Origin of the sequence: Paractinoplanes pyxinae (assembly GCF_026626335.1) — a bacterium.
Classification (GTDB): Bacteria; Actinomycetota; Actinomycetes; order Mycobacteriales; family Micromonosporaceae; genus Actinoplanes; species Actinoplanes pyxinae.
The window spans coordinates 448,082-473,573 of sequence record NZ_JAPNTZ010000004.1; the positions used below are offsets into that span (position 1 = coordinate 448,082).

The window sequence follows — 25,492 nt, forward strand, 5'->3', positions numbered from 1 at the left end:
GCGCCCTGTTCGTGGCCGTTCACACCAGGCCGGCGTCGTGCACCAACACGGCGGCCTGCGAGCGGTTGTTCATGCCGAGCTTGCCCAGCACCCGCGACACGTGCCCCTTCACCGTCGAGACGCCCATGCCCAGCGCGTCCCCGATCTCGGCGTTGGACCAGCCGTGCCCCAGCCCGATCGCGACCTCCCGCTCGCGGTCCGTCAGCTTGCCGAGCTGCTCGTGGGCCTGAGCCCGCCGCGACCCGGCCCCCGTGGCGGCGACGAAGCTCACGACGGCCCCGATCACCCGGGGCGAGAGGATGCTCTGCCCGTCCGCCACCTTCCGGACGGCCGCGATCAGCTCCTCAGGCGGCGTGTCCTTGAGCAGAAAGCCGGTGGCCCCGTTCCGGATCGCCTGCAGCACGTACTCGTCCGCATGGAACGTCGTCAGGATCAGCACCTGAGGAGCCCGGGGCCGGGCCCGGATCCGCCGCGTGGCCTCCACCCCGTCCATCCGCGGCATCCGCACGTCCATCAACATCACATCCGGCCAGTGCGCGTCAGCAGCCGCGATCGCCTCGGCCCCGTCCGCCGCCTCACCCACCACCTCGATGCCGACCGACCCGCCGAGCATGAACCGCAGCCCCGTGCGCACCATCGGATCGTCATCCACGATCACCACCCGAACCGGCCGCCCCGCCTCCGATCCCGTAGCCTCGGCCCGCGCAGCCACTCGATCTTCCGGCGCTAGATCTGCCGTCGCGCCGCCCGTTGCAGCGCTGGTCGGATCGTCCGGTGCTACTCCTGCCATGGCAGCCACGCCTCGAGGCGGAAGCGGTCGCCCGCGGCGCCGTACTCCACTCGGCCGCCGACCAGCGCCACCCGCTCACCCACGCCGACCAGGCCGCTGCCGGAGCCGGGCAGGGTCTCGCCGGCCGCGTCGCCGGGCCGGGCGCCCAGCGCGTTGTCGACCAGGATCCGCAGGTCGCGGTCGCCCCCGCCGTCGAGCATCACCCGCACGTCGGCCCCCGGGGCGTGCTTGCGCGCGTTGGTCAGCGCCTCTTGCACCACCCGGTAGGCCGTGCGGCCCAGCTCTTGCGAAGGCGAGGCCCGCGGCACCACCCAGGCGAAGTCGATGTTCATGCCGGCCGTGCGCGCCCCGTCCAGCAGCTCGGGCAGATCGGAGAAGAGCGGTTGCGGCGGCTCGATGAGGAAACGCTCCAAGTGCTCCTGGATGCCCTCGACCTCCGGCTCGTAGTCCTCATCATCGCCCGCTCCAACAGCCCCACCCGAGGGACGTGCGACACCGTTCGTGGCGGCGTTGCCGCCCGCGATGGCGTGGCCGCTCGCGGTGGCGTTGCCGTTCGCGGTGGCGTTGCCGTTCGCAGTGGCGTGGCCGTTCGTGGAAGCGTTGCCGTTCGCGGTGGCGTTGCCGTTTGCGGTGGCGTGGGCGTTTGTGGCGCTGGCGGCGCGGCCGCTTGTGTGCGGCGGGCCGGGGGTGTCGGCGTCGGGCTGGCGGAGGATGCCGATGACCGAGCGCAGCTCTTCGAGGGCTTCATGGGCGCTGATGCGGATCGTGCGGGCGGCGGTGGCGATCTCATCGGGTGTGGCGTCGGCGCGGACCTCGAGGGCGCCGGCGTGCAGGCTCACCATCGACATGCGGTGGGCGAGCACGTCGTGCATTTCGCGGGCGATGCGGGCGCGTTCGGTGAGCCGGGCCTGTTCCATGCGGAGCTGTTGCTGCGCGCGTTCGTTCGCCGCCTCGCCGCGCAGCGAGGATGTGAGGTGCCGATAGGCCTGCAGAAACAGGCCCCAGCCGACGGCCGCAAGCGCCGTCACCGACCGCAGCAGCAGGTCGACCCAGAGGTCGAACGGCGGATCGTGCTGCAGCGCGTAGTAGACGACGCCGGTGCCGATGTGGACGGCGGCCAGGCCCATCACGAGAAGGGCCCGCCGGCGGACGGCGACCGTGAACAGAGCCATCAGGATCGGGCCCGTCGCCATCACCGAGATCGCGCCGAGGGGTAGCAGCGCTGCGCAGACACCGAGCGGCCACCGCCGGCGCAGGAGCATGGCCGGCGTGGCGGCCAGGCCGATCGCCACGTCAACCGGCCAGGGCACCGCCGCGTGGGGCGAGGTCGCATCGCCCAGCGGCACCATGATCGCGCCGTAGGCCAGCGCGATCAGCACCGCGATGGCGTCGGCCGTACGGTCGCGCAGCACCGCGTGCCGGCTGCCCGGCGGACCGGGAACCAGCAACGCGAATCCGAGCGACGACATGAACGAAGCCTACGAGCCACCGAGTCGCTTGAGGACCTACCAAAGTACTGGGTCGACCCCCGACCGATGGCGGCTGTGCTTTCCGGCCCGGGCGTCGATTCTCATCGCCATGACTTTGCTTCCCGCTCTTCTCTGGGGTCTGGCCGCCGCTTCCTGGGGTGCCGTCGCGGGGTGGCTCACCCCGCGCGGCCCGCTCACCATCACTCAGGCGCTCGTCTCGGTCGCGGTCAGCGCGGCCCTCGGCTGGGCCGCCGGCCGCTCCGGCCGCTCCCGTCTGGTCTGGCTGGTCGTTCCGCTCTTCTTCGTCGTGGCGCTCGAGATCGCGCGCACCGGCACGGCCGGCCCCTCCACCGGCCCGCCCCACGCCAGCCCGTTCGGCGTGATCGCGCTGGTCACCGGCCGGGGCCTGCAGGCGGTGCTCACCCTGCTGCCGCTTCTGATCGGTCTCGCGGTGGGCCGGGGCGTCAACCGCCGCCTGAGCCGGGTGCTCGTTGCCTTGCCCGCGGCCGGGTTGCTGCTCCTCACCGCCGCCATCGCCGTTCCGGCCCGCACCGCACCGATCGCGGGCGGGGTCGCCGAGCTGGCGCGGGTGGGCCGCCTCGGCGTCATGATCCGCGCCGAGCGGGCCGATCGGCCGGTGCTGCTCTTCGTTCCGGGCGCCCCCGGCGGCTCCGAGCTGGGTAACGTCCGCACCCACCTGGCCGCCGTCGAGCAGCGCTTCGTCATGGCCACGCTCGACCGGCGCGGCGGCGGGTCGTCCTATCCGGCGCTCGATCCGGCCTCGCGCGTCACGGTCGACCGGATGGTCGAGGACATCCTCGACGTGGCCGACTATCTGCGCGAGCGCTTCCGGCAAGACAAGATCTATTTGCTCGGCCACTCCGGCGGCTCGATCCTGTCGGTGCTGGCGCTGCGGCGGCATCCGGAGAAGTTCGCCGCCTACATCGGTTCGGGCCAGGGCGTCGACCTGCCCGAGAGCGACCGCATCTTCTACGACGACATCCTGACTTGGGCGCGGTCTACCGGTCGTGACGAGGTCGTCCGGCAGCTGACCGAGCAGGGCCCGCCGCCCTATCCCGACGTCTGGGGCTACGAGCCGATCATGACGTACGAGATTGAGGCGTACGGCCAGCAGCCGTTGAGCTTCGGGTTGGGCGTCCGGGAGTACACGTTGCTCCAGAAGGTCCACGTGCTGAACGCGATCCTCGACACCTGGAGCGTCCTCTACCCCCGCATGCAGGGAATCGACCTCCGCCGTGACGCGCCGAGCCTGCCGGTGCCAGCTTGGTTCCTCATGGGGGGCAACGAAATGCGCGGTCTTCGGGTCGTCTTCGACGATTGGTACGCGCAACTGCGGGCACCCAGCAAGAAGCTGGTCGTCGTGCCCGGCGCCGGCCATGCCGCGCTCTTCGAACAGCCGGATCGACTCGTCGAGGTGCTGGACGATGCGCTGGCCGGCTGACCGCCCGCGAGGCGGGCGGGGCCGGTGGCCCAAGCGGAGGCTCTCGATCCCCTTGAACCACCGGCAACCCTCTTCGCTACCCGTTCGTGGCCGGGCTAACCACGTCGGCCATCAATTTCGGCAGAAGGCCGGCGAGCACGGCCACACCGTCCCGGCTGAGCACCGATTCCGGGTGGAACTGCACGCCGGCGAAGCCGGGTCCGCGCAGCGCGTGCACGGCGGAGTCGGCCGGATCGCGGGCGATCTCGACCCGGCCGTAGGCGGTGTCGAGCCCGCCGCCGGCCGCGAGATCGGCCGGTGCGATCGCGGTGAAGCTCGAATAGAAGCCAACCCGCCGCCGCTCGCCGAAGAGGTCGACCTCTCGCGCCAGGCCCTGGTACGGCGAGTCCCGCCGGTGCAGGGCCAGGCCGAGCAGCCCGCTCAGAATCTGATGGCCCAGGCACACGGCGAGCAGGGGCCGGCGGGCCGCGAGGCGAGCGGCGATCAGCCCGCGCATCGCCACCATCTTGGGGTCCTCCGCGTCCTCGGGATCGCCGGGCCCCGGCCCGGCGACTACGAGGTCGGCTCCGGTCAGGTCGACGTCGGCCGCCCGCAGCCGGGCGAGGGCCGCCTCGACCGGATCGGCGACCGGTCCGGCCACGGCGCCGGGTTCCGTCCGCGCCGCGGCCGGGAGCAGGACAGTCCACGGGACGACGGTGACGGTGAGGCCGAGCGCCCGCAGCTGGTGAGCGAGCATCGCGGTGAAGGTGTCCTCGGCGTCGACGATCACGGCGCTGCGGCCGGCCAGCTGGGGAACGGTCAGCGCGCCCGGTGCCCGCGAGTCGAGCCAGAAGCGGGCCAGCCCGTCGTTGCGCGCGGCCAGGGCCGCCTGCACCTCGGGCGATTCGGCCTCGGTGCGTGCAGGCGCGGGCTTCGAAGGCACCGCCCCGAGCGCCGTGAGGATGCCGGCCGCCTTGGTGTGCGTCTCCGCGACCTCGCCCGCCGCGGTCGAGTGGCGTACCAGCGTCGCGCCCACCGGCACGCGCAGCTCACCCTCGGGCGAGATCTCGGCCGTCCGGATCAGGATCGGGGCGTCCAGCGTCTGCCGGCCCTCGTCGTCGTGGTCCAGCAGGGCCAGCACGCCCGCGTAGTAGCCGCGGCCGCGGCGCTCGTGCCGGGCGATCACCCGGCAGGCGTTCTCGATCGGGCTGCCGGTCACGGTGGGGGCGAACATGGTCTCGCGCAGCACGTCGCGCACGTCGAGCGAGCCGCGCCCGGCCAGCAGATACTCGGTGTGCGTGAGGTGGGTCATCTGCTTCAGGTACGGCCCGGCGACCTGGCCGCCGTGCTCGGCCACCGTCGCCATCATCTTGAGCTCCTCGTCGAGCACCATGTAGAGCTCCTCGACCTCCTTCGGGTCGCGCAGGAAGTCGAGCAGGCGGCCCGAGCCGTTGCGGAAGGTGCCGCTGATCGGGTTCATCATGGTGATCCCGTCGGCCACGCTGACGTGCCGTTCCGGCGTGGCGCCGACCAGCGTGCGGGCGCCCGTGTGCACGAGGAACGTCCAGTAGGTGCCCTGTTCCGCCGCGAGCAGCCGGCCGAAGGCGGCCCGGGCGGCGGCGATCGGATTGCCGTCGACCTGGGCGGTGAAGACGCGGTGGATGACAAAGTTGGCCCCCTCGCCGTGGCCGATCTCGTCGCGCAGCACGTCCTCGACGATCGCGCCGTACTCGTCGTCGGAGAGGTCGAAGCCGCCGCCGGCGAGGGTGAGGGGCCCGGGTGGGAAAACGTCGAGCGGTTCCTGGCGCGACGAGCGGACGACCAGACATTCGAGCGGAGCTCGGTCGTCGACGCAGTCGAAGCCGCGCTCGGTGATCTGCCGGTACGGGATCACGGCCAGCGTGGGGCGGCCCCGGTGCAGCGGGATGTCGTCGAGCGAGGCGACGGTCACGACATCGCCGGTGAGTACTTCGACGTGGTCGGCGCCGTCGCGGTGGAGCAGGGCGAAAGGCTGCATGGTGGGTCCTCTTCCAGGTCTCGGCGGCGCCGACCGAGGCCTGACCATGCAAAACGGCCGCCTCGGGGAGGCGGCCGCGTGGGTTGTCTACGCGCGGGGGGAGTGGCCGCCGGTCAGGCGGGCCACCAGTTCCTTCGCGCGTGCAGCATGGCGCCGAGCGTACGGCTCGCCCGCCACCCCGCACCACCCCTGTCCCACATTTCCCCCGACCGGGCCGGTCAGCGGGCCGACCCCGGCCAGGAGGCGGGGTGAGTGTCCGCCGGCTGGGCCGTTCAGCAGCCGGCGGCGGCCGGGGAGACGGGTGAGTGTCCGTCGGCTGGGTCGTTCAGTGGCCGCCGCGCGACCCACGAACGGGCCGGCGCGCGCGGCGGCGGGCCGGCCGAGGGTCGCGTCAGGCGAAGGCGGAGCGGACCGCGGTCTTGGCCCAGCGCATGCGGCCCAGGGCGCAGTCGGGGTGTTCGCCGAACTCCTGGGCCACCAGTTCCGCGCAGCGGGCCTCGCCGAGGCGGTCGACCATGGCGGTCACGGCCTCGCGGATCACCTCGGGGGTGGGCCTCTGGGAACTCTGCAAGGTCGAGACGAAGAGAGCTTCGGAGCGAAGGGAGTCGAGGACGGTGTTCATCGGATTCCTCCTGCCGGGCGGCGCAAGTGGGGCCTGCACTCCAGGACACCCGAGCGTGGATGCAGGTCTGCTGCGTGGCGGGTGCGCGTCGGTTGCCACGCGTGCGCGCGCCCCGGCATTCGCGGAGCGGCCTCACAACCCGGACTAACCGGATATTGTCCCGATAAGTAGCGACTGCGCAGACAACCGAGGGAGAGTGCCGTGACGGTGGTCCTGGTCGCCGATGACGACGCCGACATCCGCGACCTCGTGGCGTTCAAACTGGAGCAGGCGGGCTTCGAGGTGATCGCCGTCGAGGACGGCCAGACCGCGGTCGAGCAGGCCCGCAGCCGGCAGCCCACGCTGGCCGTGCTCGACGTCTCGATGCCGGGGCTGTCCGGCATCGACGTGTGCCGGATGCTGCGGGCCGAACCGGCCACCGCCGGCATCCTGATCATCATGCTGACCGCCCGGGTGCAGGAACAGGACGTCGAGGGCGGGTTCAGCGCCGGCGCCGACGACTACGTGACCAAACCGTTCAGCCCCCGGGAGCTGGTCTCGCGCATCCAGGCCCTGCTGAGCCGGGCTCGGGCGTGAGGGCCGGGCGGCCGGGCGCGCGCCGCGACGATGCGACGTGAGGGATCCGTCGGGAGGCTGCTGAGCAGGGCCTTCGCGGTGGTCGTGGCGCTCATCGTCGGCTCCGGCGCGGCCGAGCTGGCCGCCGTGGTGATCGAGCACCGGGTCGTCCGGCAGCTCACCGACGAGGTGCAACCGTTGCAGCTGGCGAACGCCGGACTGCGTGCGGTGCTCACCGACGCCCAGCGCGGGTTGCGCGGCTACCTGCTGACCGGCGACGAGCGGATGCTCGACACGTACTACCTGGCGCGCAGCGACTACTCGGTCGCGCAGGACGACCTGCGCCGGCTGAGCCGCGGCCAGCACGCCGACTCGGCCGCGACGCAGATCGCCCGGGCCGACGGCTGGTGGGTCAACGCGGAGGAACAGCGGCGCGCCGCGCCCCGCAGCGAGGCCGCGATCGACTTCGCCGAGCGGGGCGGCGCCCTGTTCCAGGCGTTCGTCACCGTCAACGACGAGCTGCGGCTGGCGCTCGAGGCCCGCTCGGCCGACCTCCGCGGCCAGGTCGACGCGCTCCAAGTCGTCGCGATGGCGCTCGTCGCGGTGCTGACCGTAGCGGCCGCGGCGGCTGCCGCGGTGACGGCCGTGCGCACCACCCGGCGCCTCACCCGGCCCCTCGGCGCGGTCGTCGAAACCCTGGGCCGCGTACGCGAGGGCGAGCTCAACGCCCGGGCCGACGTCACCAGCGGGCCGGCCGAGATCCGCGCGCTCGCCGAGGCGGTCAACGCGGCCGCCGAGCAGAGCGAGCAGATCCGCCGCCACGAGGAAGAGGTCACCAACCGGCTGCAGGCGCTCGACACCGTCAAGACGGACTTCATGTCGACCGTGTCGCACGAGTTGCGTACGCCGCTGACCAGCATCTCCGGCTATCTGGAGCTTTTGCGCGACGGCGATCCGGGCGACCTGAAGGAACCGCAGCGGCGCATGCTCGACGTCATCTCGCGCAACACCCGGCGCCTGCGCGACCTGGTCGAGGACATCCTGACGCTCTCGAAGATCGAGTCGGGCGGCTACGGCAGCGACCGCATCCCGCTCGACTTCGCCAAGGTCATCGACCGTGCGCTGATCACCGCCGGGCCGGTGGCCGCCAAAAGCGGGATAGCGCTGCACCTGGACGTTCGAGGACCCCTTCCCGTACGGGGGGACAGCGCGCAACTCGACCGGGTGCTCGACAACCTGCTGACCAACGCCGTGAAATTCACCCCCGCCGACGGGACGGTGACCGTGCACGCCGAGCGCCGCGGCGACCAGGCCGTGCTGGTGGTGGCCGACACGGGCATGGGCATCCCGGTCGAGGAGCAGCAGGCGCTGTTCGGCCGCTTCTTCCGGGCCACCAACGCGATCAAGCAGGCGATCCCCGGCACGGGGCTGGGCCTGTCCATCGTCCGCACCATCATCGAGAACCACAGCGGCACCATCGAGATCGACTCGGCCGAGGGCGCCGGCACCACCATCACCATCGAGCTCCCGGCCGACCTGACCGCCCGCGAGACCCCACCCGTGGACGACGACGAGCCCGACCCCGAGGACCAGGACTGGGAGGACGAGACCGCCGACCCCGCCCACCCCTGGCACGCGGAACGCAACGCCCACTCCGACGCCACCAACGCCGACGAGACCGAGCAGGCGCACCCCGCCGACCACACAAAGGGCCCCGGCCGCCCGGAGTAAAGGAGTGCACTGCCTACTCGCTCGCGTGGAGGGGCAAGCGGCGAAGCGGCGGCTCCGGGTGGAGCAAAACGGATATATTGCTCACGTTGTCGGTGGTGGAGGAGGTGGGCGGTGTTCGCGGTTTTCGGGGTCGCCATCCTCGTTCTGCTGGGGGTTCTGGTGGGCACCGCGGCCGGCATCATCGTGGTGCGGGTGGGGCGTCGGGTTCGCGGGAAGCGGCGGGCCGCGCTGGCGGCCGGGCCGCGGCGGGCGTTGCTGGCCTTCGTGGCCGAGAACGGTGAGGAAGGCAGCGAGGACCTGATCGCCATTCCGGACGACGCCTGGCGGGCCGCTCTGCCGGCGGCTCTCGGGCTGCTCGGGAAGTTGCGCGGGGACGCGCACTCCGCGCTCGTCTCCGTCTTCCTGCATCGGGGGGCGGCTCGGGCCGCGCTGGCCGACCTGCATGCTCGCAGTGCTGTGCGGCGGGCTCGGGCGGCTCAGCTGCTCGGAGACCTCGAGCTGCGCGAGGCGGTGCCGCAGATCTGTGAGCTGCTCACCGACCGCGACCACGAGGTGCGGGTCGTGGCCGTGCGGGCCCTGGGGCGGATCGGGGACGCCAAGGCGGCCTGGCGGATGATCGCCAGCCTCGACCTGCGCGACCCGGTGCCGTCCCTGCTCGCCACCCAGGCGCTCGTGCAGATGGGCCGGGGGGCCGAGGTCACGCTGTCCGCGGCGCTCGATCATCCGCAGGCTCGCGTCCGCGCGGTCTGCCTCGACGCGCTCGGCCTGCTCGGGGCGACGGGCGCGGTCAGCCGGATGGCGCGGGTGCTCGCCGATGACGACATTCTTGACGTACGCGTCGCAGCCGCCACTAACCTCGGCCGGCTCGGTGCGCGGGGCGCCCTGCAGCCGTTGATCGACTCGCTCGACCCGCCGCATCCCGACGCGCTGCGCGCCGCGGCCGCCCGCGCGCTCGGCGATCTGGGCGCGCCGGCCGCGGTGCCGCCGCTCGCCGCGCACCTCGACGACGGCGAGTTCCAGATCGCCCACGAGGCCGCCCACAGCCTGCGCCGCCTCGGCCCGCCCGGCATAGCCGCCCTCAAGGAGCGCGACAACGACCACTGCCGCGAGGCCCTGGCCCTCCTCCAGCCGGACCTGGTCGGCGCCCAATGACGCGAGGCGGGTCGGGACGAAGGGGGCGGGGCGGTGCGTGAAGTCGTGCTGGGGGTGTTGCGGGGCGCGGACTATGCCGTGTTCGGGTACTTCGTGGCGCTCAACAGCAGTTACCTGATCATGATCGTGCTGGCCTCGGTGGAGTTCGCCAAGCATTTGCGGCGGGCTGCCTTTGCGGGGGCCGACGACATGTTCCGCAGCCCGGTCACCCTGCCCGTCACTGTCATCGTTCCGGCATACAACGAAGGGGCCGGCATCGTCGCGGCCGTGCAGGCCATGACGGCTCTGCGCTACCCGCGGTTCGAGATCGTGGTGGTGGACGACGGGTCCTCGGACGACACGTTCGAGAAGTTGCGGGAGCACTTCGACCTGGTCGAGGTGCCGCGGGTGGTGCCGGCCGAGGTTCCCTATCAATCGCACGTGCTTTCCGTTCATGTGCCGCGGGGTGAGAAGGGGGCGCTCACCGTCGTTCGCAAGACCAACGGGGGCAAGGCCGACGCCCTGAACGTGGGCATCAACCTGGCCCGGCATCCGCTGGTCTGCATGGTCGACGCCGACTCCGTGCTCGACCCGGACGCCCTTCTCTCCGTGGCCAAGCCGTTCGGTGACGACCCGCTGCGGGTGGCCGCGTGCGGCGGTGTCGTGCGGATCGCCAACGGCTGCAAGGTGGTCGCGGGGCGTGTGGTCGACGTGCGGATGCCGCGCAGCTGGCTCGTACGGGTCCAGGTGGTCGAATATCTGCGGGCGTTCCTGATGAGCCGCACCGGCTGGTCCCGGCTGGGTGGCGTGGTCGTGATCAGCGGCGCGTTCGGCGTGTTCCGGCGTGACCTGCTGGTGCAGATCGGCGGCATGGCCCACGACACGATCGGCGAGGACGCCGAACTGGTCGTGCGCCTGCACCACTACCTGCGTGACCGGGGCGACGACTACCGCGTGATCTTCGTGGCCGAGCCGGTCAGCTGGAGCGAGGCCCCCTCGACGTGGAAGGTGCTCGGCTCGCAGCGCCGCCGCTGGCACCGGGGCATCGCCGAGATCCTGACCAAGCACCGCCACATGGTCTTCAACCCGCGCTACGGCCGGATCGGGCTGGTCGCGCTGCCGTACTACCTGATCTTCGAATTGCTCGCGCCGTTCGTGGAGCTGGCCGCCCTCATCCTGCTGCCGCTCGGCTTGTGGGCCGACGCGATCGATCTAGCCTTCGCCTGGCGCTTCGCCTTGGTCGCGTACGGCTATGGGCTTTTGGTCAGCCTGGTGGCCCTGTTCATCGAGGAAGTTTCGTTCCACCGGTACCCGCGGTGGAGCGACATGATGCGGGGCGTGGTGGCGGCGGTGATCGAGAACTTCGGGTACCGGCAGGTGCTCGCCGCGTGGCAGGTGTGGGGCGCGGTCGCGGCCTGGCACGGCCGGCCGGCGGTGTGGGGCACGATGCACCGCACCGGTTTCGACACGCACGAGCCGACCGAGGTGGAGACGGTCGGCATCAAAGGTGGTTGATGTGATCACTGACCGTGTCGGGGTCGCGGCCCTGCGTACGAGGGTTTGAGTCTTCGCGATCGAGACGGCACTATGCTTCGGTGCGGCGATCCCGAAACCTCATCATTGCTGTGGCGGCGGCCGTGATCCTGGGCGGTGGCGGACTCATCGTTCTCGGCGCGACCGACGACGACAAAGGTGTCCTGCCGGCGGCGCTCAGCGGCGGCAACGCGAAACCGGCCGGCCCGAGCGCCGAAGAACTGGCCCGCATCGAGCGCGCGAAGCGGGCCAAGGCCCTCGACGCGGCGCTCAAGCAGGTCGCGGCCGAGACCCCCGACTTCTCGGTGGCGGTGCTCGACAAGAAGACCGGTCAGTCGTACGCGTACCAGGGAACCGAGAAGTTCGACACCGCCAGCATCGTCAAGGCGCAGATCCTCGCGTGTGAGCTGCTGACCGCGCAGGACAAGGACCGCGAGCCCACCGAGGGCGAGATGGCCCTGGCCACCCCGATGATCCAGGCCAGCGACAACGACGCCACCACCGAGCTGTTCCAGCACCTCGGCGGCAAGAACGCGATCACGAAGTGCAACAAGCGCCTCGGCCTGAGCCAGACGACGGTGAACCGGGCCTGGGGCCTCACCAAGACCACCGCCACCGACCAGGTGCGGCTGCTCAACAAGCTGGTCGACAGCAAGGGCCCGCTCGACGAGGGCTCCCGCCAGACCGCCTTCTCGTTGATGAACACCGTCAACGAGGACCAGGACTGGGGAGTGCCGGCGGTGGCCAAGCCGGGCGAGAACGCCACGGTGAAGAACGGCTGGGACACGCGATCGGCCGACGGCGGGCTGTGGGCGATCAACACGATCGGCCGGGTGACCTCGCCCGACGGCAAGGTCAACGTCTCGCTGGCCGTGCTGTCGCACAACAACCAGACGATGGACGACGGTGTGGCCCTGGTCGAGAAGATCGCCAAACTGACCCGGCAGCACCTCAAATACTGACCTTAAGCACATGAAGGATCGTTAAGGAATACTCGCCGGTAAGTTCAGCCGCCGGGCGGGGGATTTCATCGATCGGCATGGATTAGTTCACCGGGTGACCGGAATCTACGGGCATGACCCGACGCATCCTCGTCGTTCTGCTCCTCGCCGTCGCCGTCCTCTTCCCGGCCAGTTCCGCGTACGCCGCGGACTCCAAGGCCACCGTCCTCGCCCGGTGGACGCAGCCGACCGCTGCCAGCACCGCCGCCTGGAACGACGCCCGCGCCAACCGTTCCCCGTGGGCGTCGTACAACTTCGACTGGTCGACCGACTACTGCTCGTCGAGCCCGGACAACCCGCTCGGCTTCAATTTCGACCTGTCGTGCTGGCACCACGACTTCGGCTACCGCAACTACAAGGCGATCGGGACCTTCTCGGCCAACAAGGCCCGGATCGACAACACGTTCTACGCCGATCTGCAGCGGGTCTGTGCCACCTACGGAACCGTCTCGCGGGCCGCCTGCAACAGCCTGGCCTGGGTGTACTACCAGGCCGTGAAGAACTTCGGGTCGCTGGCCGCGGTGAAGCAGTCGGACATCGACCGGGCCGCCGCCCTCATGAAGAACTAGCCCGGTATTCACTTGCCCGTCACCGGCCGTTGGAACGTGAAGGCGGCCGGTGACGGCATTCTGCAACGATGCTCGGATTCCTGGCCGGTGGCCTCGCGGTGGTCTGGGGTGTGCTGGTGGCCGCGCTCGACCAGGCGCCGCCGAGCCCCCGCATGCAGAAGGTCTGCACCGCCTTGCTGGTCGCCCTCGGCGCGGTGATCGTGGTCGGCGGCGTCACGACCGTGGCTACCGCCTGACCTCATTATTTCGTACGGAGGGTGCGCGCGGGCAGTGCGTCGGTGCTGACCGCGTCGATCTTCCGGGCCGCCCGCCTGCTCGCCGCCGGCTGAATTGGCGCCGCTTGCGCCCGCCGGGCAGCATGGCGGAGTGCCGGAGTCATCAACGTTCGCCCATGCCCGCCAGCAGGCCCAGCAGCTCGTCGAAGCCGGCGATCCGGCCGGGGCGCAGAAACTGCTCGAAGGCGTTGTCGCGAACGGCCGGGTGGCGCTGGCCGAGGGCGATCCCGAGCTGCTGGAAACGATGCGGCAGCTGGCCGGGCGGCACGCCGCAGCCGGCGACCCGCAGTCCGCGCGCCGGGTGCTCGAAGAGGCCGCCGGCCGCCTGACCGGTAGCGACCCGCTGGCCGTGATGCTCGCCTACGACCTGGCGGTGGTGGCCGAGGAACTGGCCAACCGCCACGTGGCCCGCACCAACTTCGCCAAGGTGGCCGAGTTCGGCCCGGCCGCCTTGGGCGAGGATCACTGGACGGTGGAACGAGCCCGCACCTACCTGGCCTCGGTCACAACGGAGGCGCCGCAGCCGCCGACCTCCGATGCGCCGCCGGTCTCGCCCGCACCCCAGGTGTCCGGCCCGCCGGCGTCTGCAGCCTCGGCATCGCCGGCGCCTCTGAACTTTGGATCACCGGTGTACGAACCGGGACCGCGCGTTGCGCCCACCCCGCCTTCGCGGCGGCGTGGGGTCTGGCTGCCGGCTGTGCTCGGTGCGGTGGCCGGGGGCGTGGTCGTGGCGGTCGTGGTAGCCGTCGTGCTGACGCGCCCCGACGACCCCGTTCAGCCCGCTACCGCCGTACAGGAAATAGTGCCGACCACCTCGGCCGCGGCGATCGCCCCGCCCGTCTCGCGGGCGCCCAGCCCCTCGTCCGCGTCGCCGCCGTCGCTGCCTGCGGCCACGACCGCCGCAACCACCACGGCCGCGGCCGAACCCACGGCGGCCAAGCCCACGAAGGCCAAGCCGACCACCAAAGCCCCGGTCGTTCGCACGCGGATCGTTGCTCCGGCCAACAACAGCCGCGTGCCTTATCCGTTCGATGCCCGCTTCTCAGTCGCCGCGGCCGATGTGAGCGCGAAGGACACTGTCGTGGCGCTGCTGATCTGCGTGGCCGGGCGGTGCTATTTGGACGGCAAGCTCGACATCATCGAGGACTCCGCCGCGCCGTACACCGTCTTCCTCGGCTCCACCCGCCCCGAGGGCACGAACGTCGCCTGGAAACTCCGCCTCGACCGTCTGCCCGCCCAGACGTACACCACACTTGTCGCCGCCCGGGACAAGGCGATCGCCGACGGGTCCTGGGGCGACAAGGGCACCCCGATGAGCGCCCTCAACGCCACCCCGCTGAGCACCCTGACCGTAACCAAAGCCCCGTGATCGGAGGCCTGCCCATGGCGATTGTGCGTCCCTATCAACCGTCCGATCGCGACACTGTCCTGGGGCTGGCTCATCGCCTGACCATCGGTGTCGCACCGTGGCGCGACAAGGAAGCGGTCGAGGAGGCGGTGACCGGCTGGATCCGTGATGCGATCGGCGGCGACGGCGGCGGGGTGCTGGTCGCCGTGGTGGACGACCGTGTCGTCGGGCTCGTGACGGTGGGGGAGCGGCGCCACTTCGCCGGTGAGGTGGATGCCTATGTGGGGGAGCTGGTGGTGGACGGCGGCTCCGAGGGGCGGGGGATCGGGACGCTGCTGATGGCGGCGGCCGAGCAGTGGGGCCGCGAGCGCGGCCTGCGCCATCTCACCCTGGAGACCGGCGCGGCGAACCGGCACGCCCGGGAGTTCTACGCCGCCCGCGGCTATCAGGAGGAGGACGTACGGCTCACGAAGGCTCTGTAGGCCGGCGGCGGACGACGGCCAGGACCACGTCGTCCTCGGCGTTCGGGGCCAGTGCGGCGGTCAGGTGGTCGCACATGTCCTCGGCCGACCGGTCGGACAGGCCGGTCAGGGTGTCCAGCAGGACGGCCAGTCCCTCGTCGATCGGGCGGTCGCGGCGTTCGAGCAGGCCGTCGGTGTAGAAGACGACAGTGGTGCCGGGGTCGAGGTGGGTCTCGTGGCTGGTGCGGGTGGCCTCGATGCGTGTTCCCAGCAGCGGTTCGGGCCGGGCCCGCAGGAAGGCAGCCCGGCCGTCGGGGGTGAGCAGGGCCGGTGGCGGGTGGCCGGCGTTGGACCAGCGCATGGTGTGAGTGCCGAGGTCGATGCGGGCCAGCACCACCGTGGCCAGCACGTCGACCGATAGCCCGGTCATGGCGTCGTTCAGCGCGGTGAGCGCCTGGTCGGGCGGCACCGGGAGGGCGTACGAGATGCCGCGCAGCAGATTGCGGATCTGGCTCATCGCCGCGGCGGCGTCGCGGTCGTGGCCGGTGACGTCGCCGACCGCCACGGCCAGGCTGCCGTCGGGCAGGGTGAAGGCGTCGTACCAGTCGCCGCCGACCCACGCGCCCTCGGCCGCCGGGTGGTAGCGCACCGCCACCTCGAGGTGGTCGGGCTGGGCGGGGTGGCTGAGCAGGCTGCGCTGCAGCGCCTCGGCCAGCTGGCGTTCGGTGGCGGCGGCCCGGCGTACGGCGACGCGGTTGAGACCCAGCACCAGAGCGGCCCCGACGAGGCGCAGAAAGCCGCGGTAGTCCTCGTCGTCGGGCAGGTGCGGGCTGAGCCCGGTGACCAGTTCGAGCCCTTCGGGCAGGGGCAGGCGCACCCGGCCGTCGTCCACAGTGGCCCGGCCGAGCCGCAATTCGACTCCCGGCAGGTCGTCGGGGACGCTGCTGAGCACCGGCAGCGCCTGATCCACCAGCTCGTCCACCGTCTCGACGTCGGCCACCCGGTCGGTGAGCCGGCGTAACAGGTCGAGCCGGCGCCGGCCGACGACCAGGCCGGTGGTCTCGGACGCGATGTCGATGACACCCTCGATCGTGCCGTCCGGGCCGCGCACCGCCGAGTACGAGAAGGTGAAGTACGTTTCCTCGCTGTAGCCGTGCCGCTCCATCAGCAGCTTCATGTCCTCGGTCCAGGTGGCGTTGCCGCCGGCCCGCACCGTCTCGAGCATCGGCCCGATCTCGTCCCAGATCTCGGCGAAGACCTCACGGGCGGGCGCGCCGAGCGCCGCCGGGTGCTTGTCGCCGATCATGGGCACGTACGCCGGGTTGTAGAGCAGCACGAACTCGGGCCCCCAGAACAGGGTGACCGCGCTGCGCGTGTGCAGCAGCAGGTCGACCGCGCCCAGCAGCGCCGGGCTCCACCCGTCGACCGGGCCCAGCGGGCCGGCCGCCCAGTCGACGCCGAGGTAGGCCGTCCGCAGCGGACCGGCGGCGTCGAACGCGGTGATCACCTCCCGACCCTACCCGTGGGCAGGCGGCGTGATCAGGCGTACGGACATCGACTTGTTATAGTAGAATGCAAACATGTTGTTCCGGGTGGACGTGGCGGCGGCCGAGCCGCTGGCCGATCAGATCGCCGCGCAGGTGCGCGGGGGCATCCTGCGGGGCGATCTGGCGCCGGGCGATCGGCTGCCGGCCGCGCGGGAGCTGGCCGACGTGCTCGACGTCAACCTGCACACGGTGCTGCGGGCCTACGCCAAGGTGCGCGACGAAGAGCTGATCGAGCTGCGGCGCGGCCGGGGCGCGGTGGTCCGCGGGGACGCCGACGCCGCCCGGCTGCGGCTGGTCGAGCTGGCCCGCCAGTTCGTCGGCGAGGCGCGGCGGCAGGGCCTGGGCGATGCGGAAATGCTCGCGATGGTGAAGGAGGCACAGCCATGAATCGACCGAGGACTCTGGCGGCGATCGTCCTGATCTGGGCGCCCCTGCTGGTGACCGTGGTGACCTGGATGATGTGGTCCGACCGGTTGCCGGCGCGGATGGCCACGCACTGGAGCGGCACCGGCCCCGCCGACGGCTACAGCTCCGCGCGGGTGTTCTGGGGCGCCATGCTTGCCCTCGGGATCGTGGCCGGGCTGGCCGCCATCGGGTCCGCGCTGCGCCGCGGGGGCGCGGTCGGGCTGCGCTATCTGCTCGGCGTGACCGGGGCGCTGGCCGGTGGAGTGGCCGGCATCTGGGTGGCCACCGCCACCGCCACGCTGGCCGACCCGGCCGACGCCCGGCTGGGCTGGCGTCTGCTGTGGTTCGTGGCCGGCGTGGCCTGGGGCGCCGTGGTCGTGCTGGTGGCCGGCCCGGCCCCGGCCACGACGCCGCCGCCGGTTCCGGCCGTCACCCCGCTCGACCTGGGCCCGACCGAGCGGGCCGCCTACAGCACCACGCTGCGGGCCCCGCTGATCATCGCCGTCACGTTCGTGGCCGCCGTGGCGATCGCGGTCGTGGCCGCGGCCGGGCCGACCGCTTTGTGGCCGGTGGTCGCCGTGCCCGTGGTCGCACTTCTGCTCTTCGGCCAGGTGCGGGTCACGGCCGACCGGCGCGGCCTGCGGCTGGTGGCGGGCCTGCTCGGCATCCCGTTCAAGACGATCCCGCTGCACCACATCGCCGCCGTCGAGGTGGCCGAGATCGACCCGCTGGAGTGGGGCGGCTGGGGCTACCGGGTGACCCCGGGCCGCTCCGCCCTGGTGCTGCGCCGCGGCCCGGGCCTGGTGCTCCACCAGACCGACGGCCGGCGCTTCGCCGTCACCCTGAACGACCCGCAGACCCCGGCCGGGCTGCTCACGGCACTTCTGTCCCGGGCCGGGTAGCTTGAGGCGGTGCTGATCGAACCGTTCACGATCGCCGTCGACGAGGCGGTGCTGGCCGATCTGCGGGAGCGGATCGCGCGGACGCGGTGGCCCGACTCGGTCGGGGCCGGATGGGCGTACGGGACGGACCCGGCCTATCTGCGCGAGCTGGTCACCGCCTGGGGCACGGCGTTCGACTGGCGGGCCCGGGAATCGGAGCTCAACCGCCTCGCGCAGTTCCGGGCCGACGTCGACGGTCTCGGCGTCCACTTCGTGCACGAGCGCGGCCGCGGGACCCGGCCGATCCCGCTGATCCTCACGCACGGGTGGCCGAGCAGCTTCCTCGAACACCTCGACGTGTTGCCGCTGCTGACCGATCCGGCGGCGCACGGCGGGAACGCGGAGGACGCGTTCGACGTGGTGGTCGCGTCGCTGCCCGGCTACGGCTTCTCCGACCGGCCGCGCGAGCCCGGCATGACCAAGGCCGCCATCGCCGACGTGTGGGCCCGGCTGATGGACGGCCTGGGCTACGGCAAGTTCGGCGCGCACGGCTCGGACATCGGGGCCGGGGTGACCGTCGCGCTCGGCCGGCAGCACCCGGAGCGGCTGCTCGGCCTGCACCTCAGCGCCTACACGTTCCCGCTGCCGTCCGACCTGCGGACGCCGGCCGAGCGGGCCTTCGCCGAGGCGCAGCAGCACTGGCACCACACCGAGGGCGCCTACCACGCGCAGCAGGCCACGAAGCCGCAGACGCTCGCGCCCGGCCTGAACGACTCGCCGGCCGGCCTGGCCGCCTGGATCGTCGAGAAGTTCCGCGCCTGGAGCGACTGCGGCGGCGACGTCGAGTCCCGCTTCCCGCGCGACCAGCTGCTGACCAACCTGACCGTCTACTGGGCCACCCAGACGATCAACTCCGCGAACCGCGTCTACTACGAGGAGAGGCTGAACCCGTCGACTTCGTTCGACCCGGTGCCGGTGCCGGCCGGGTTCGCCGTCTTCCCCAACGAGTTCGTCCCCGAAGGCCGGCCCCCGCGCGAGCTGGCGGAAAGAACTTTCGACGTACGGCGGTGGACCGAGCATGCGAGCGGTGGTCACTTCGCCGCCCTGGAAGAGCCCGCGGTGCTGGCCGAAGAGATACGAGCCTTCTTCCGCCCGCTCCGAGCATCTTGACCGGGTGGCCAGTCCCCGAGCCCGCCCGCGGTCGGTGCGAGCGCTGGCCACGGCTCGTCCCGCGCACGAACCCGGGGCCGCACCGGCCTATCACACCCTCAGCTACGGCTTCCTGCTCGGCGAGGTGATCCAGCGGGCCACCGGCCGGCCGCTGCGGGACGTGCTGCGCCGCGAACTGCTGGAACCGCTCGGCCTCGGCCGCACGCACCTCGGCACCCCGCCTGATCAGTGGCGGCGCCGGGTTCCGCTGCGAGGTGTGCCGGGCCCGCGTCAGTTCCTGTTCAACCGGCGTGGCCTGCGCGAGGCCGTCATCCCGGCCGCCTCGGTGTCGGCCCCGGCCCGCGATCTGGGCCGGTTCTATCAGGCCCTGCTCGACGGCGCCGCCCTCGACGACCTGGCCCCCGCCGTCGCCCCCTCCAGCGAGGGCGAGATCGATCGCATCTTCGGCCGCACCGTCCGCTGGGCGGCGGGCTTCCACCTGGGCGGCGTCGACGACCCGGCCCGCGTCTCCCCGTTCGGCCGGCTGAGCAGCCGCCGCACGTTCGGCCACAACGGCTCGAACGTCTGCCTGGGCTGGGCCGACCCGGACCGGAATCTGGTCGTGGCCTACGTGACCAACCGCCTGTCCCGCGGCACCGGCGCGTCCCCGCACCTGGCCGCGCTCAGCGACGCCCTGATCACCGCGGCCGACGCCGTCCGCCCCTGATCCGCTTCCTTGGTCAGTGGCGGTGGCGCAGCATCGGGACGAGCATGGCCGGGAACATCAGGATGTGGCCGGCCGTCATGAGGGCGTCGCCGCTGATCAGATTCATCCAGTACGGGATGAGGAGCAGCACGAAGGGGGCGGACATCCAGGCGCACATCTCGCCGATGTGCAGCCAGGAGTGTTTGCGGATGCGCATCCAGGCCGCCATGCCGATCGACATGTTCGTGGCCATCACCAGGGCCGCGGCGTCGGGGTGGTCGTGCAGGCCGGGCAGGGCCATCGACCACAGTGGGGCGAGGGCGAACATTCCCACGAACATGGCGACGACCATCTCGAGGTAATGGCCGGCGAAGCGGAGAGTTCTCATGCCCTGAATCGTCGCGGCGGGCCGGTCATGGTCGCAGGTGCCGGAAGTCACGGCCGGGGTCACGACTGCAGCAGGCCCAGCTCCCGGGCGCGCAGGGCGGCCTGGGTGCGGTCGCGCACGCCGAGCTTGCCCAGGATCGTGGTGACGTGGTTCTTGACCGTGCCCTCGGCCAGGAACATCGCGGCGGCGATCTCGCGGTTGCTGCGCCCGCCGGCGAGCAGCCTCAGCACTTCCCGCTCCCGCTCCGAGAGCGGTACGGCCGGCGCCTCCGCCGCGGGCAGCTGGGCCACGCGCGCCACCACCTTGGCCGCCACCGACGGCTGCAGCACGGACTCGCCGCGGGCGGCCGCGCGCACCGCCTCGACCAGGCGCTCCGACGACACGTCCTTGAGCAGGTAGCCGACGGCGCCCGCGCGCAGCGCCGCGAACACGTCGGCGTCGTCGTCGAAGGTGGTCAGCGCGATGACCCGGGTGGCCGGGTGCTCGTCGCGGATGCGGCGGGTGGCGGCCACGCCGTCGAGCACGGGCATCCGCAGGTCCATCAGCACCACGTCCGGGGTGTGCTCGGCGACCCGGCGCACGGCCTGCTCGCCGTCGCCCGCCTCGCCGACCACCTCCAGGTCGGTGCTGGCCGAGAGGAGCACACCCAAGGCCTCCCGGAACAGGGCCTGGTCGTCGACGAGCAGCACGCGTACGGGGGTCATCCCGGCACCTCCATGCGCAGGGTCGCCCCGGCGCCGGGCGCCGAGTCGAGCGTCAGCCGGCCACCCAGCTGGGCGGCGCGTTCCCGCAGGCCGAGCAGGCCGAACCCGCCTGGGCCGTCCGCTGTGGTCACTCCGGCGCCGTTGTCGCGCACTTCCAGCCGTACGCGGGAAGGGTCGGAGAAGTCGAGGACGAGCTCGGCCCTGGTGGCGCGCGCGTGCTTGCGGACGTTGGTCAGGCCCTCCTGAGCGGCGCGGACCAGCGACTCCTCGGCCTCGGCGGGCAGTGGACGGCGGTCGCCCCGGACGTCCAGCGCGGCCGGCAACCCGGCCGATTCGGTCAGCGCCCGCAACGCCTCGGGGAGCGGGACCGGTGGACGCTCGGCCCGCAGCGCGCCCACCGAACGCCGTACCTCGCGAAGGGCCTCCTCGGCCTGCTCCTGAGCCTTGCCCAGCATGTCGTCGGCCCGTGCCGGTTCGGCCGCCAGCACGGCCCGGGCCGCCTTGATCTGCATCTGCACGACGGTCAGGGCGTGCCCGAGCCCGTCGTGGATGTCGCGCGCGACCCGGTTGCGCTCCTCCAGGGTGGCCAGCGCCTCCACCTTGAGCTGGGCCTGCGCCAATGCCGTACGCGCGTCGCGCTCCCGCATCAGCAGCTTGGTGACGACGGCCGCGAACGCGCCGACCGCGAACAGCCCGATCCCTTCGCGCAGACCCTCGGCCAGCGCCATGCCGGTGTGGAAGAACGGCAGCAGCACCACGACGACGGCGACCGCGGCCACCGGCAGCAGCAGGGTGGCCTGGATGACCAGCACGACAAGCATGAGCGTGGCGCCGACCGAGGCGGCCGACAGCACGAAGACCGCGAACCCCAGCCCGAACAGCGTGGCTACATACGCGTACCGGAAACCCCGGCGCTCGACCCACGCGAACCCGAGCGTGGCGGCCACCGCGAACAGAAAGCCCGGCAGCAGCGCGACGCCGTCACGGTGACCGCCGCCGACGTCGACGAGCAACGTCAGAAACGCCGCGACGGTCAGCGCGGCCATGGCCGGTTTCACGCCCCCCACTGTCGCGGGCGGACGCCCCCGGGTCAAAGCGGTTGCCCGCTACAGCGGCATCGGGTCGACGTCGCAGTTGGCGCGCTCCCCGGCCAGGGCGGCCGCGATTGCCGGGTGCTCCCGCCCCAGCACGCGCCGGTAGGCGTCCACCACGGCGTTGAATCGCTGGTTGCCCTCCTCCGCGCGGCCGACCCCGATCAGGTCGAAGGCGTAGTTGAGGGAGCAGGCCAACGTGGACGGGTGCTCCGGGCCAAGCATCCGCTCGGACCGGGTCATGGTGTCTGCGTCGAGATCGAGCGCGGCCGCGTGGTCGCCCGCCGCGGCCAGGTCGCTGGCCAGGTTGGTGGCGCACGTCAGCGTCAGCACGTGATCCGGGCCCAGACTTTCGCGCAACCCGGCGTAGGCCGCTGAGTCGTGATCGCGGGCCGCGTCGGCCTCACCCAGCAGCCGGAGCACGATCCCCAGGTTGGTGCGGGCGTACAACGTGTACGGGTGGTCGGGCCGCAGCTTGTCGCGGTACTCGTGCCAGGTCTGCTCGGCCAGTTCCTTCGCGTCGTCCAGTTGATCGTTCTCACGCAGGTCGACCGCGTAGTCCAGAGCGCAGGCAATGGCTTCCGGGCTCAGCTCACCGGACATCGTGCGAAGCACGTCCATCGTCTCCTTGGCCAGCTTGCGCGCTGCGGTCTGGTCACCGGCCCGGCGGCGGGCGACGGCGAGGTTGCGCGCGGCCAAAAGGGTGATCGGATGGCTCGGACCGAGCGCGCGGTGGGTGCGTTCGTACAGGAGCTCTTGTTGCTTGTGCGCTTCTATGTACTCGCCGTACTCACGCAGATCGAGTGTCAGGCCGTTCTGGGTGAGCAGACTGAGCGGGTGATCGGGACCGAGCACGGCGACCCGCCGCCGGACGGTGTCCATGTCCTGCTGCAGTGCCGTCCGGAAGTCGCCGGCCGCACGCAGGCTGGCCCCGAGCGAGTGCGCCGTGGTGAGAGTGTGTGGGTAGTCAGGCCCGAAGACCCGGTTCGAGATCTCGTAGGCCTCAGATCCCAGGCGTACCGCGCCGGCGAAGTCTCCGGCGGCCCGCCTGTCGTCCGCAACCAGGATCATCGCGTCCAGGGTTTCCTCGTCGTCGTGGCCGACCGACGCCCGCAGCTTCTCCAGGCAGTCGGCGTTGATTGCGGCGGCCGCTGCGAAGTTGCCTAGCTGCCGCTCGACGAAGGCCAGCCACCGGGCGGCCTTGAGGATCTGCGGATCCTCCGGCGCCAGCATGGTCCGCCAGCGGTCGACCACCTTGAGGGCGTACTCACGGCATCCGCGCTGATCACCTAGGAAGAACAGGAAACCGACGATGTCGATGGCGAGCTGGCGGGCCCACTCGTCCTCGCAGTCGATGATGTTCGATGCGAACACGTGCGGCAGGAGGGCGTGGAACCGGGGCCACTGCGCGGCGCCGCCCGCGTTGCCGGGATTGCCGCCGGCCAGCAGCAGGTGAGCGGCGTGCCGCATCTCTTCCTGGTCGTCGGCCGAAAGCTGGTCGATCACCACGTTCCGCACCAACCGGTGCAGCTGGATGGTCTGTTCGCGATAGTCGGTGCGGGCCAGGCCGTACCGCTCGATCTGACGGAACGCGAGATTCAGCCTGCTCGGGTTCTGCAGGGTCGCGTCCATCTCGGGCGAGATGTTGAAGTTGCGCGGGGTGAGGAAGAGCTCGAGCGAGATCGGCTCCGGAGCCATGAACGAACAGGCCTGCAGCAGTTGCAGGGCGACCGGATTCTCCTGGTCGAGCCGCTCGAGCGCGACTGTCCAGGCCGCTGCCACGGCGACCTCGTAGTCCTCGCGGTGGGCCAGCTCGCCGAGTTCCCGGCGCTTGCGGGTAAGCAGGTTCATGTACTGGGCGACCGGCATCTCTGTGGTGGCCAGCCAGGACGCCGCCTGACCGATCGCCAGCGGCAGGTCGTCGAGGACCTCGGCCAGACGGCCCGCATCCTCGACGCTCATCTCCGGGTTCCGCTTGAGCAGGAGAGCGATGCTCTCCGCGCGTTCGAAAACGCCGATCTTGATGGGGGTGGGCGACGTCGGTCCAGTCCTCGTTGCGGGACGTGATGAGGACCTTGCCCGTGCCGTCGTGCGGAAGATAGGGCCGGACGGTGTCGATCGTCTCGGCGTTGTCGAAGATCAGCAACCAGTTCGGATAGGGCGATCCGGCCTTGAGCGCTGCCTTGACCGCGCGCACTGCGGCGCCGCTGTCCGCTCCCAGATCCAGACCGAGCTTGCCACCGAGATCGGACAGAGCCCGCAAGATCTGGCTGGGCTGCTCGGACGGCACGAACCACACCACGGAGAAGTCGGATCGGTGGCGGTACGCGTATTCGGTAGCGATCTGTGACTTGCCGACGCCGCCCATTCCGTGGAGCGCCTGAGGCAGCACGGCGGCGACGCTGCCGCGGCGAAGCTGCAGGTCCAGCGCATCCAGCATGCTTTCCCGGCCCGTGAAATCTCCATTGCGGGGCGGCACGTTCCCCCAGATGACCGCGTCCGTCTCGGGCCGGAGCAGTGAGTTGATCGAGGTGGCGATGGCGGTCGGCCCCGGCCGCGCGGCCGGGGACTCCCAGAGACCCGATTCGCGCGGGCCAGGTGTGGACGGCACGACACTCACCTCCGGTGCCTGTGCGGCAGGATACTGATCGATCACCCGCTTGAGGCGGTTCGCGCGGGCGGCGTACGGACCGGAGAGAGCCCGTAGCACCGCGAGCTCGACCTGGGCGTACGGCAGGGTCTCGGCGTTGACCTCAGTCTCCGGCCGTTCGCCGGGTTCCGCCAGTACGTGCAGCAGCCGGCTCGCGGCTGGTTGCCGGTCACCGTAGAACCCGGCCACGATCTCGACCACGTGCACGGTCTCGTCCCGGCCGGCGAAGGCCAGAAGAGCCTCCCGCACGCCGGGCCGGAAGGCCAGCTCGTTGCCGGCCCCCGACTGCACCAGCAGCGGGCTGGTGACCACCTCGGCCAGGTGCACCGGATGCGAGGCCGGCAGCAGCACGCCCTGCACCACCCGCAACGCCTCGAGGTCGAGGGGCGCGGAGGCGATGAAGGTGGCCAAGCGGAACGCTTGCGACGAGGACTCGGTGCGGAACCGGCTGACCAGTTCCTCAGGGTCGGCGCTCGGCGGCGGCTCGGTCGGGGTCGCGTGGTGAGCCGGCCCAGGGGAGCGTTCCGGGTCGGCCACATACGCGACGGCGTCGAACCAGCGCTCGGGCGCGCCGGCGATGAGCGTGGCCCACCAGTCGAGCCAGCGAGGGCTGAGTTCGAGCAGGGGCACAGCGATCGCCGACTGGTGCAACGGCTGGTCGAAGAGATTCATCCACTCGAGCGGCTCGCGGATGCTCAGCTCGGCATTCGTGGCCATGGCGCGGGTCGCGGACAGCCGGAGCAGACGCGGCGCCAGATTGGTGCGGTGCCAGCGCTCCTGGGGATACGGATTGACTATGGCCACCGGGGCGGCCCGGCCCCACGATTGGAGCAGCACTCCGGCTTCACGCTGGGCCCAGAACCCGTTCAACCCGTCGGTCAGCACGATGATGAGCTGCCCTTCGGGAAGGGCGAACTGCTCCGGGTCTCGGAAACCGGTGAGGTGGTGGGCGTTCACGTCGGTGAAAACGGTCGCGGCCAGTTCCTGGAACGCGTCGACCGTGGGCCGCCACACCCGCATCGACGGGC

23 protein-coding genes and 1 pseudogene are annotated in these 25,492 nt (G+C 71.6%); 14 read left to right on the forward strand and 10 right to left on the reverse strand.

All coding sequences use genetic code 11. The features are described 5' to 3' along the window. Window positions 1–19: 19 nt before the first annotated feature. The gene (locus tag OWR29_RS13250; protein WP_438872586.1) at window positions 20–790 is read right to left on the reverse strand and encodes a response regulator; all 771 of its coding nucleotides are present in this window, start codon (window positions 788–790) and stop codon (window positions 20–22) included. Further along, window positions 778–2,259 carry a sensor histidine kinase gene (locus OWR29_RS13255; RefSeq protein ID WP_267563027.1) on the reverse strand — a complete coding sequence of 494 codons (1,482 nt, stop codon included), beginning with the start codon at window positions 2,257–2,259 and terminating at the stop codon, window positions 778–780. The genes OWR29_RS13250 and OWR29_RS13255 overlap by 13 nt, the downstream gene beginning before the upstream one ends. Before the next feature lie 109 nt (window positions 2,260–2,368). Here OWR29_RS13255 and OWR29_RS13260 point away from each other — a divergent pair, with 109 nt between their 5' ends. Next, window positions 2,369–3,721 carry an alpha/beta fold hydrolase gene (locus OWR29_RS13260; protein WP_267563028.1) on the forward strand — a complete coding sequence of 451 codons (1,353 nt, stop codon included), beginning with the start codon at window positions 2,369–2,371 and terminating at the stop codon, window positions 3,719–3,721. A 76-nt stretch (window positions 3,722–3,797) separates the two neighbouring features. Here OWR29_RS13260 and OWR29_RS13265 read toward each other — a convergent pair whose 3' ends face one another. Both OWR29_RS13265 and OWR29_RS13270 read right to left on the reverse strand, forming a co-directional pair. Continuing rightward, window positions 3,798–5,765 carry an anthranilate synthase family protein gene (locus OWR29_RS13265; RefSeq protein WP_438872587.1) on the reverse strand — a complete coding sequence of 656 codons (1,968 nt, stop codon included), beginning with the start codon at window positions 5,763–5,765 and terminating at the stop codon, window positions 3,798–3,800. Window positions 5,766–6,108: 343 nt separating this feature from the next. Continuing rightward, window positions 6,109–6,339, reverse strand: a complete 231-nt coding sequence (locus OWR29_RS13270) for a hypothetical protein (protein ID WP_267563030.1) — start codon at window positions 6,337–6,339, stop codon at window positions 6,109–6,111. Between the two features lie 201 nt (window positions 6,340–6,540). On the opposite strand from OWR29_RS13270, the gene OWR29_RS13275 reads away from it, so the two are divergent. The 9 genes from OWR29_RS13275 (at window position 6,541) to OWR29_RS13315 (ending at window position 14,964) form a co-directional block, all read left to right on the forward strand. After that, the gene (locus OWR29_RS13275) at window positions 6,541–6,915 is read left to right on the forward strand and encodes a response regulator transcription factor (RefSeq protein WP_267563031.1); all 375 of its coding nucleotides are present in this window, start codon (window positions 6,541–6,543) and stop codon (window positions 6,913–6,915) included. An 84-nt stretch (window positions 6,916–6,999) separates the two neighbouring features. Beyond that, a complete protein-coding gene (locus OWR29_RS13280; RefSeq protein WP_267563032.1) occupies window positions 7,000–8,625 on the forward strand; it encodes an ATP-binding protein in 1,626 nt (541 codons plus the stop codon). A 111-nt stretch (window positions 8,626–8,736) separates the two neighbouring features. After that, entirely contained in the window at window positions 8,737–9,777 is a 1,041-nt protein-coding gene (locus OWR29_RS13285) for a HEAT repeat domain-containing protein (RefSeq protein ID WP_267563033.1), read from the forward strand. Between the two features lie 33 nt (window positions 9,778–9,810). After that, window positions 9,811–11,271 carry a glycosyltransferase family 2 protein gene (locus OWR29_RS13290; protein ID WP_267563034.1) on the forward strand — a complete coding sequence of 487 codons (1,461 nt, stop codon included), beginning with the start codon at window positions 9,811–9,813 and terminating at the stop codon, window positions 11,269–11,271. Window positions 11,272–11,351: 80 nt separating this feature from the next. Then, complete coding sequence (locus OWR29_RS13295; protein WP_267563035.1) at window positions 11,352–12,251, forward strand: serine hydrolase; 900 nt, start codon at window positions 11,352–11,354, stop codon at window positions 12,249–12,251. Window positions 12,252–12,364: 113 nt separating this feature from the next. Then, a complete protein-coding gene (locus OWR29_RS13300) occupies window positions 12,365–12,859 on the forward strand; it encodes a phospholipase (protein ID WP_267563036.1) in 495 nt (164 codons plus the stop codon). Window positions 12,860–12,927: 68 nt separating this feature from the next. Then, complete coding sequence (locus tag OWR29_RS13305; protein WP_267563037.1) at window positions 12,928–13,095, forward strand: hypothetical protein; 168 nt, start codon at window positions 12,928–12,930, stop codon at window positions 13,093–13,095. Between the two features lie 130 nt (window positions 13,096–13,225). Continuing rightward, window positions 13,226–14,503: a tetratricopeptide repeat protein gene (locus OWR29_RS13310; RefSeq protein WP_267563038.1), complete on the forward strand. Its 1,278-nt coding sequence runs from the start codon at window positions 13,226–13,228 to the stop codon at window positions 14,501–14,503. Between the two features lie 14 nt (window positions 14,504–14,517). Then, window positions 14,518–14,964 (forward strand): GNAT family N-acetyltransferase, encoded by a 447-nt coding sequence (locus tag OWR29_RS13315; protein ID WP_267563040.1) that lies wholly within the window; start codon window positions 14,518–14,520, stop codon window positions 14,962–14,964. On the opposite strand, the gene OWR29_RS13320 is transcribed toward OWR29_RS13315, so the two are convergent. Beyond that, window positions 14,948–16,450, reverse strand: a complete 1,503-nt coding sequence (locus tag OWR29_RS13320) for a PP2C family protein-serine/threonine phosphatase (RefSeq protein ID WP_267563042.1) — start codon at window positions 16,448–16,450, stop codon at window positions 14,948–14,950. The two genes, OWR29_RS13315 and OWR29_RS13320, sit on opposite strands and share 17 nt — an antisense overlap. A 73-nt stretch (window positions 16,451–16,523) precedes the next feature. Between OWR29_RS13320 and OWR29_RS13325 the strand changes: the two genes are divergently transcribed. From OWR29_RS13325 to OWR29_RS13340, 4 genes are read left to right on the forward strand one after another with little or no spacing between them, the layout of a single operon-like run. Beyond that, window positions 16,524–16,877, forward strand: coding sequence for a GntR family transcriptional regulator (locus tag OWR29_RS13325; RefSeq protein ID WP_267563043.1), 354 nt, complete (start codon window positions 16,524–16,526; stop codon window positions 16,875–16,877). Next, window positions 16,874–17,797 carry a DUF1648 domain-containing protein gene (locus OWR29_RS13330; protein WP_267563045.1) on the forward strand — a complete coding sequence of 308 codons (924 nt, stop codon included), beginning with the start codon at window positions 16,874–16,876 and terminating at the stop codon, window positions 17,795–17,797. Before OWR29_RS13325 ends, OWR29_RS13330 begins: the two co-directional genes overlap by 4 nt. 9 nt (window positions 17,798–17,806) lie before the next feature. Further along, a complete protein-coding gene (locus tag OWR29_RS13335; protein WP_267563046.1) occupies window positions 17,807–18,946 on the forward strand; it encodes an epoxide hydrolase family protein in 1,140 nt (379 codons plus the stop codon). Between the two features lie 4 nt (window positions 18,947–18,950). Next, the gene (locus tag OWR29_RS13340) at window positions 18,951–19,652 is read left to right on the forward strand and encodes a serine hydrolase domain-containing protein (protein ID WP_267563047.1); all 702 of its coding nucleotides are present in this window, start codon (window positions 18,951–18,953) and stop codon (window positions 19,650–19,652) included. A 13-nt stretch (window positions 19,653–19,665) separates the two neighbouring features. Here OWR29_RS13340 and OWR29_RS13345 read toward each other — a convergent pair whose 3' ends face one another. The 5 genes and pseudogenes from OWR29_RS13345 to OWR29_RS48385 all read right to left on the reverse strand — a co-directional run. After that, the gene (locus tag OWR29_RS13345) at window positions 19,666–20,019 is read right to left on the reverse strand and encodes a hypothetical protein (protein ID WP_267563049.1); all 354 of its coding nucleotides are present in this window, start codon (window positions 20,017–20,019) and stop codon (window positions 19,666–19,668) included. Window positions 20,020–20,078: 59 nt separating this feature from the next. Further along, a complete protein-coding gene (locus tag OWR29_RS13350; RefSeq protein WP_267563050.1) occupies window positions 20,079–20,723 on the reverse strand; it encodes a response regulator in 645 nt (214 codons plus the stop codon). After that, a complete protein-coding gene (locus OWR29_RS13355) occupies window positions 20,720–21,781 on the reverse strand; it encodes a sensor histidine kinase (RefSeq protein WP_267563052.1) in 1,062 nt (353 codons plus the stop codon). Before OWR29_RS13355 ends, OWR29_RS13350 begins: the two co-directional genes overlap by 4 nt. 48 nt (window positions 21,782–21,829) lie before the next feature. Continuing rightward, window positions 21,830–23,914 carry an FxSxx-COOH system tetratricopeptide repeat protein gene (fxsT, locus tag OWR29_RS13360; protein WP_324291245.1) on the reverse strand — a complete coding sequence of 695 codons (2,085 nt, stop codon included), beginning with the start codon at window positions 23,912–23,914 and terminating at the stop codon, window positions 21,830–21,832. Then, window positions 23,853–25,484 (reverse strand): annotated as a pseudogene (locus OWR29_RS48385) (SAV_2336 N-terminal domain-related protein); the annotation flags it as partial. The gene fxsT and the pseudogene OWR29_RS48385, both read right to left, overlap by 62 nt. Window positions 25,485–25,492: the final 8 nt, after the last annotated feature.

What these genes read in the sequence shown, in the direction of transcription:
- OWR29_RS13325 (WP_267563043.1), top strand. Translation starts at nt 16,524, where the DNA reads ATGTTGTTCCGGGTGGACGTGGCGGCGGCCGAGCCGCTGGCCGATCAG.
- OWR29_RS13315 (WP_267563040.1), top strand. Translation starts at nt 14,518, where the DNA reads ATGGCGATTGTGCGTCCCTATCAACCGTCCGATCGCGACACTGTCCTG.
- OWR29_RS13330 (WP_267563045.1), top strand. Translation starts at nt 16,874, where the DNA reads ATGAATCGACCGAGGACTCTGGCGGCGATCGTCCTGATCTGGGCGCCC.
- OWR29_RS13305 (WP_267563037.1), top strand. Translation starts at nt 12,928, where the DNA reads ATGCTCGGATTCCTGGCCGGTGGCCTCGCGGTGGTCTGGGGTGTGCTG.
- OWR29_RS13345 (WP_267563049.1), bottom strand. Translation starts at nt 20,019, where the DNA reads ATGAGAACTCTCCGCTTCGCCGGCCATTACCTCGAGATGGTCGTCGCC.
- OWR29_RS13250 (WP_438872586.1), bottom strand. Translation starts at nt 790, where the DNA reads ATGGCAGGAGTAGCACCGGACGATCCGACCAGCGCTGCAACGGGCGGC.
- OWR29_RS13265 (WP_438872587.1), bottom strand. Translation starts at nt 5,765, where the DNA reads ATGGTCAGGCCTCGGTCGGCGCCGCCGAGACCTGGAAGAGGACCCACC.
- OWR29_RS13260 (WP_267563028.1), top strand. Translation starts at nt 2,369, where the DNA reads ATGACTTTGCTTCCCGCTCTTCTCTGGGGTCTGGCCGCCGCTTCCTGG.
- OWR29_RS13300 (WP_267563036.1), top strand. Translation starts at nt 12,365, where the DNA reads ATGACCCGACGCATCCTCGTCGTTCTGCTCCTCGCCGTCGCCGTCCTC.
- OWR29_RS13350 (WP_267563050.1), bottom strand. Translation starts at nt 20,723, where the DNA reads ATGACCCCCGTACGCGTGCTGCTCGTCGACGACCAGGCCCTGTTCCGG.
- OWR29_RS13255 (WP_267563027.1), bottom strand. Translation starts at nt 2,259, where the DNA reads ATGTCGTCGCTCGGATTCGCGTTGCTGGTTCCCGGTCCGCCGGGCAGC.
- OWR29_RS13270 (WP_267563030.1), bottom strand. Translation starts at nt 6,339, where the DNA reads ATGAACACCGTCCTCGACTCCCTTCGCTCCGAAGCTCTCTTCGTCTCG.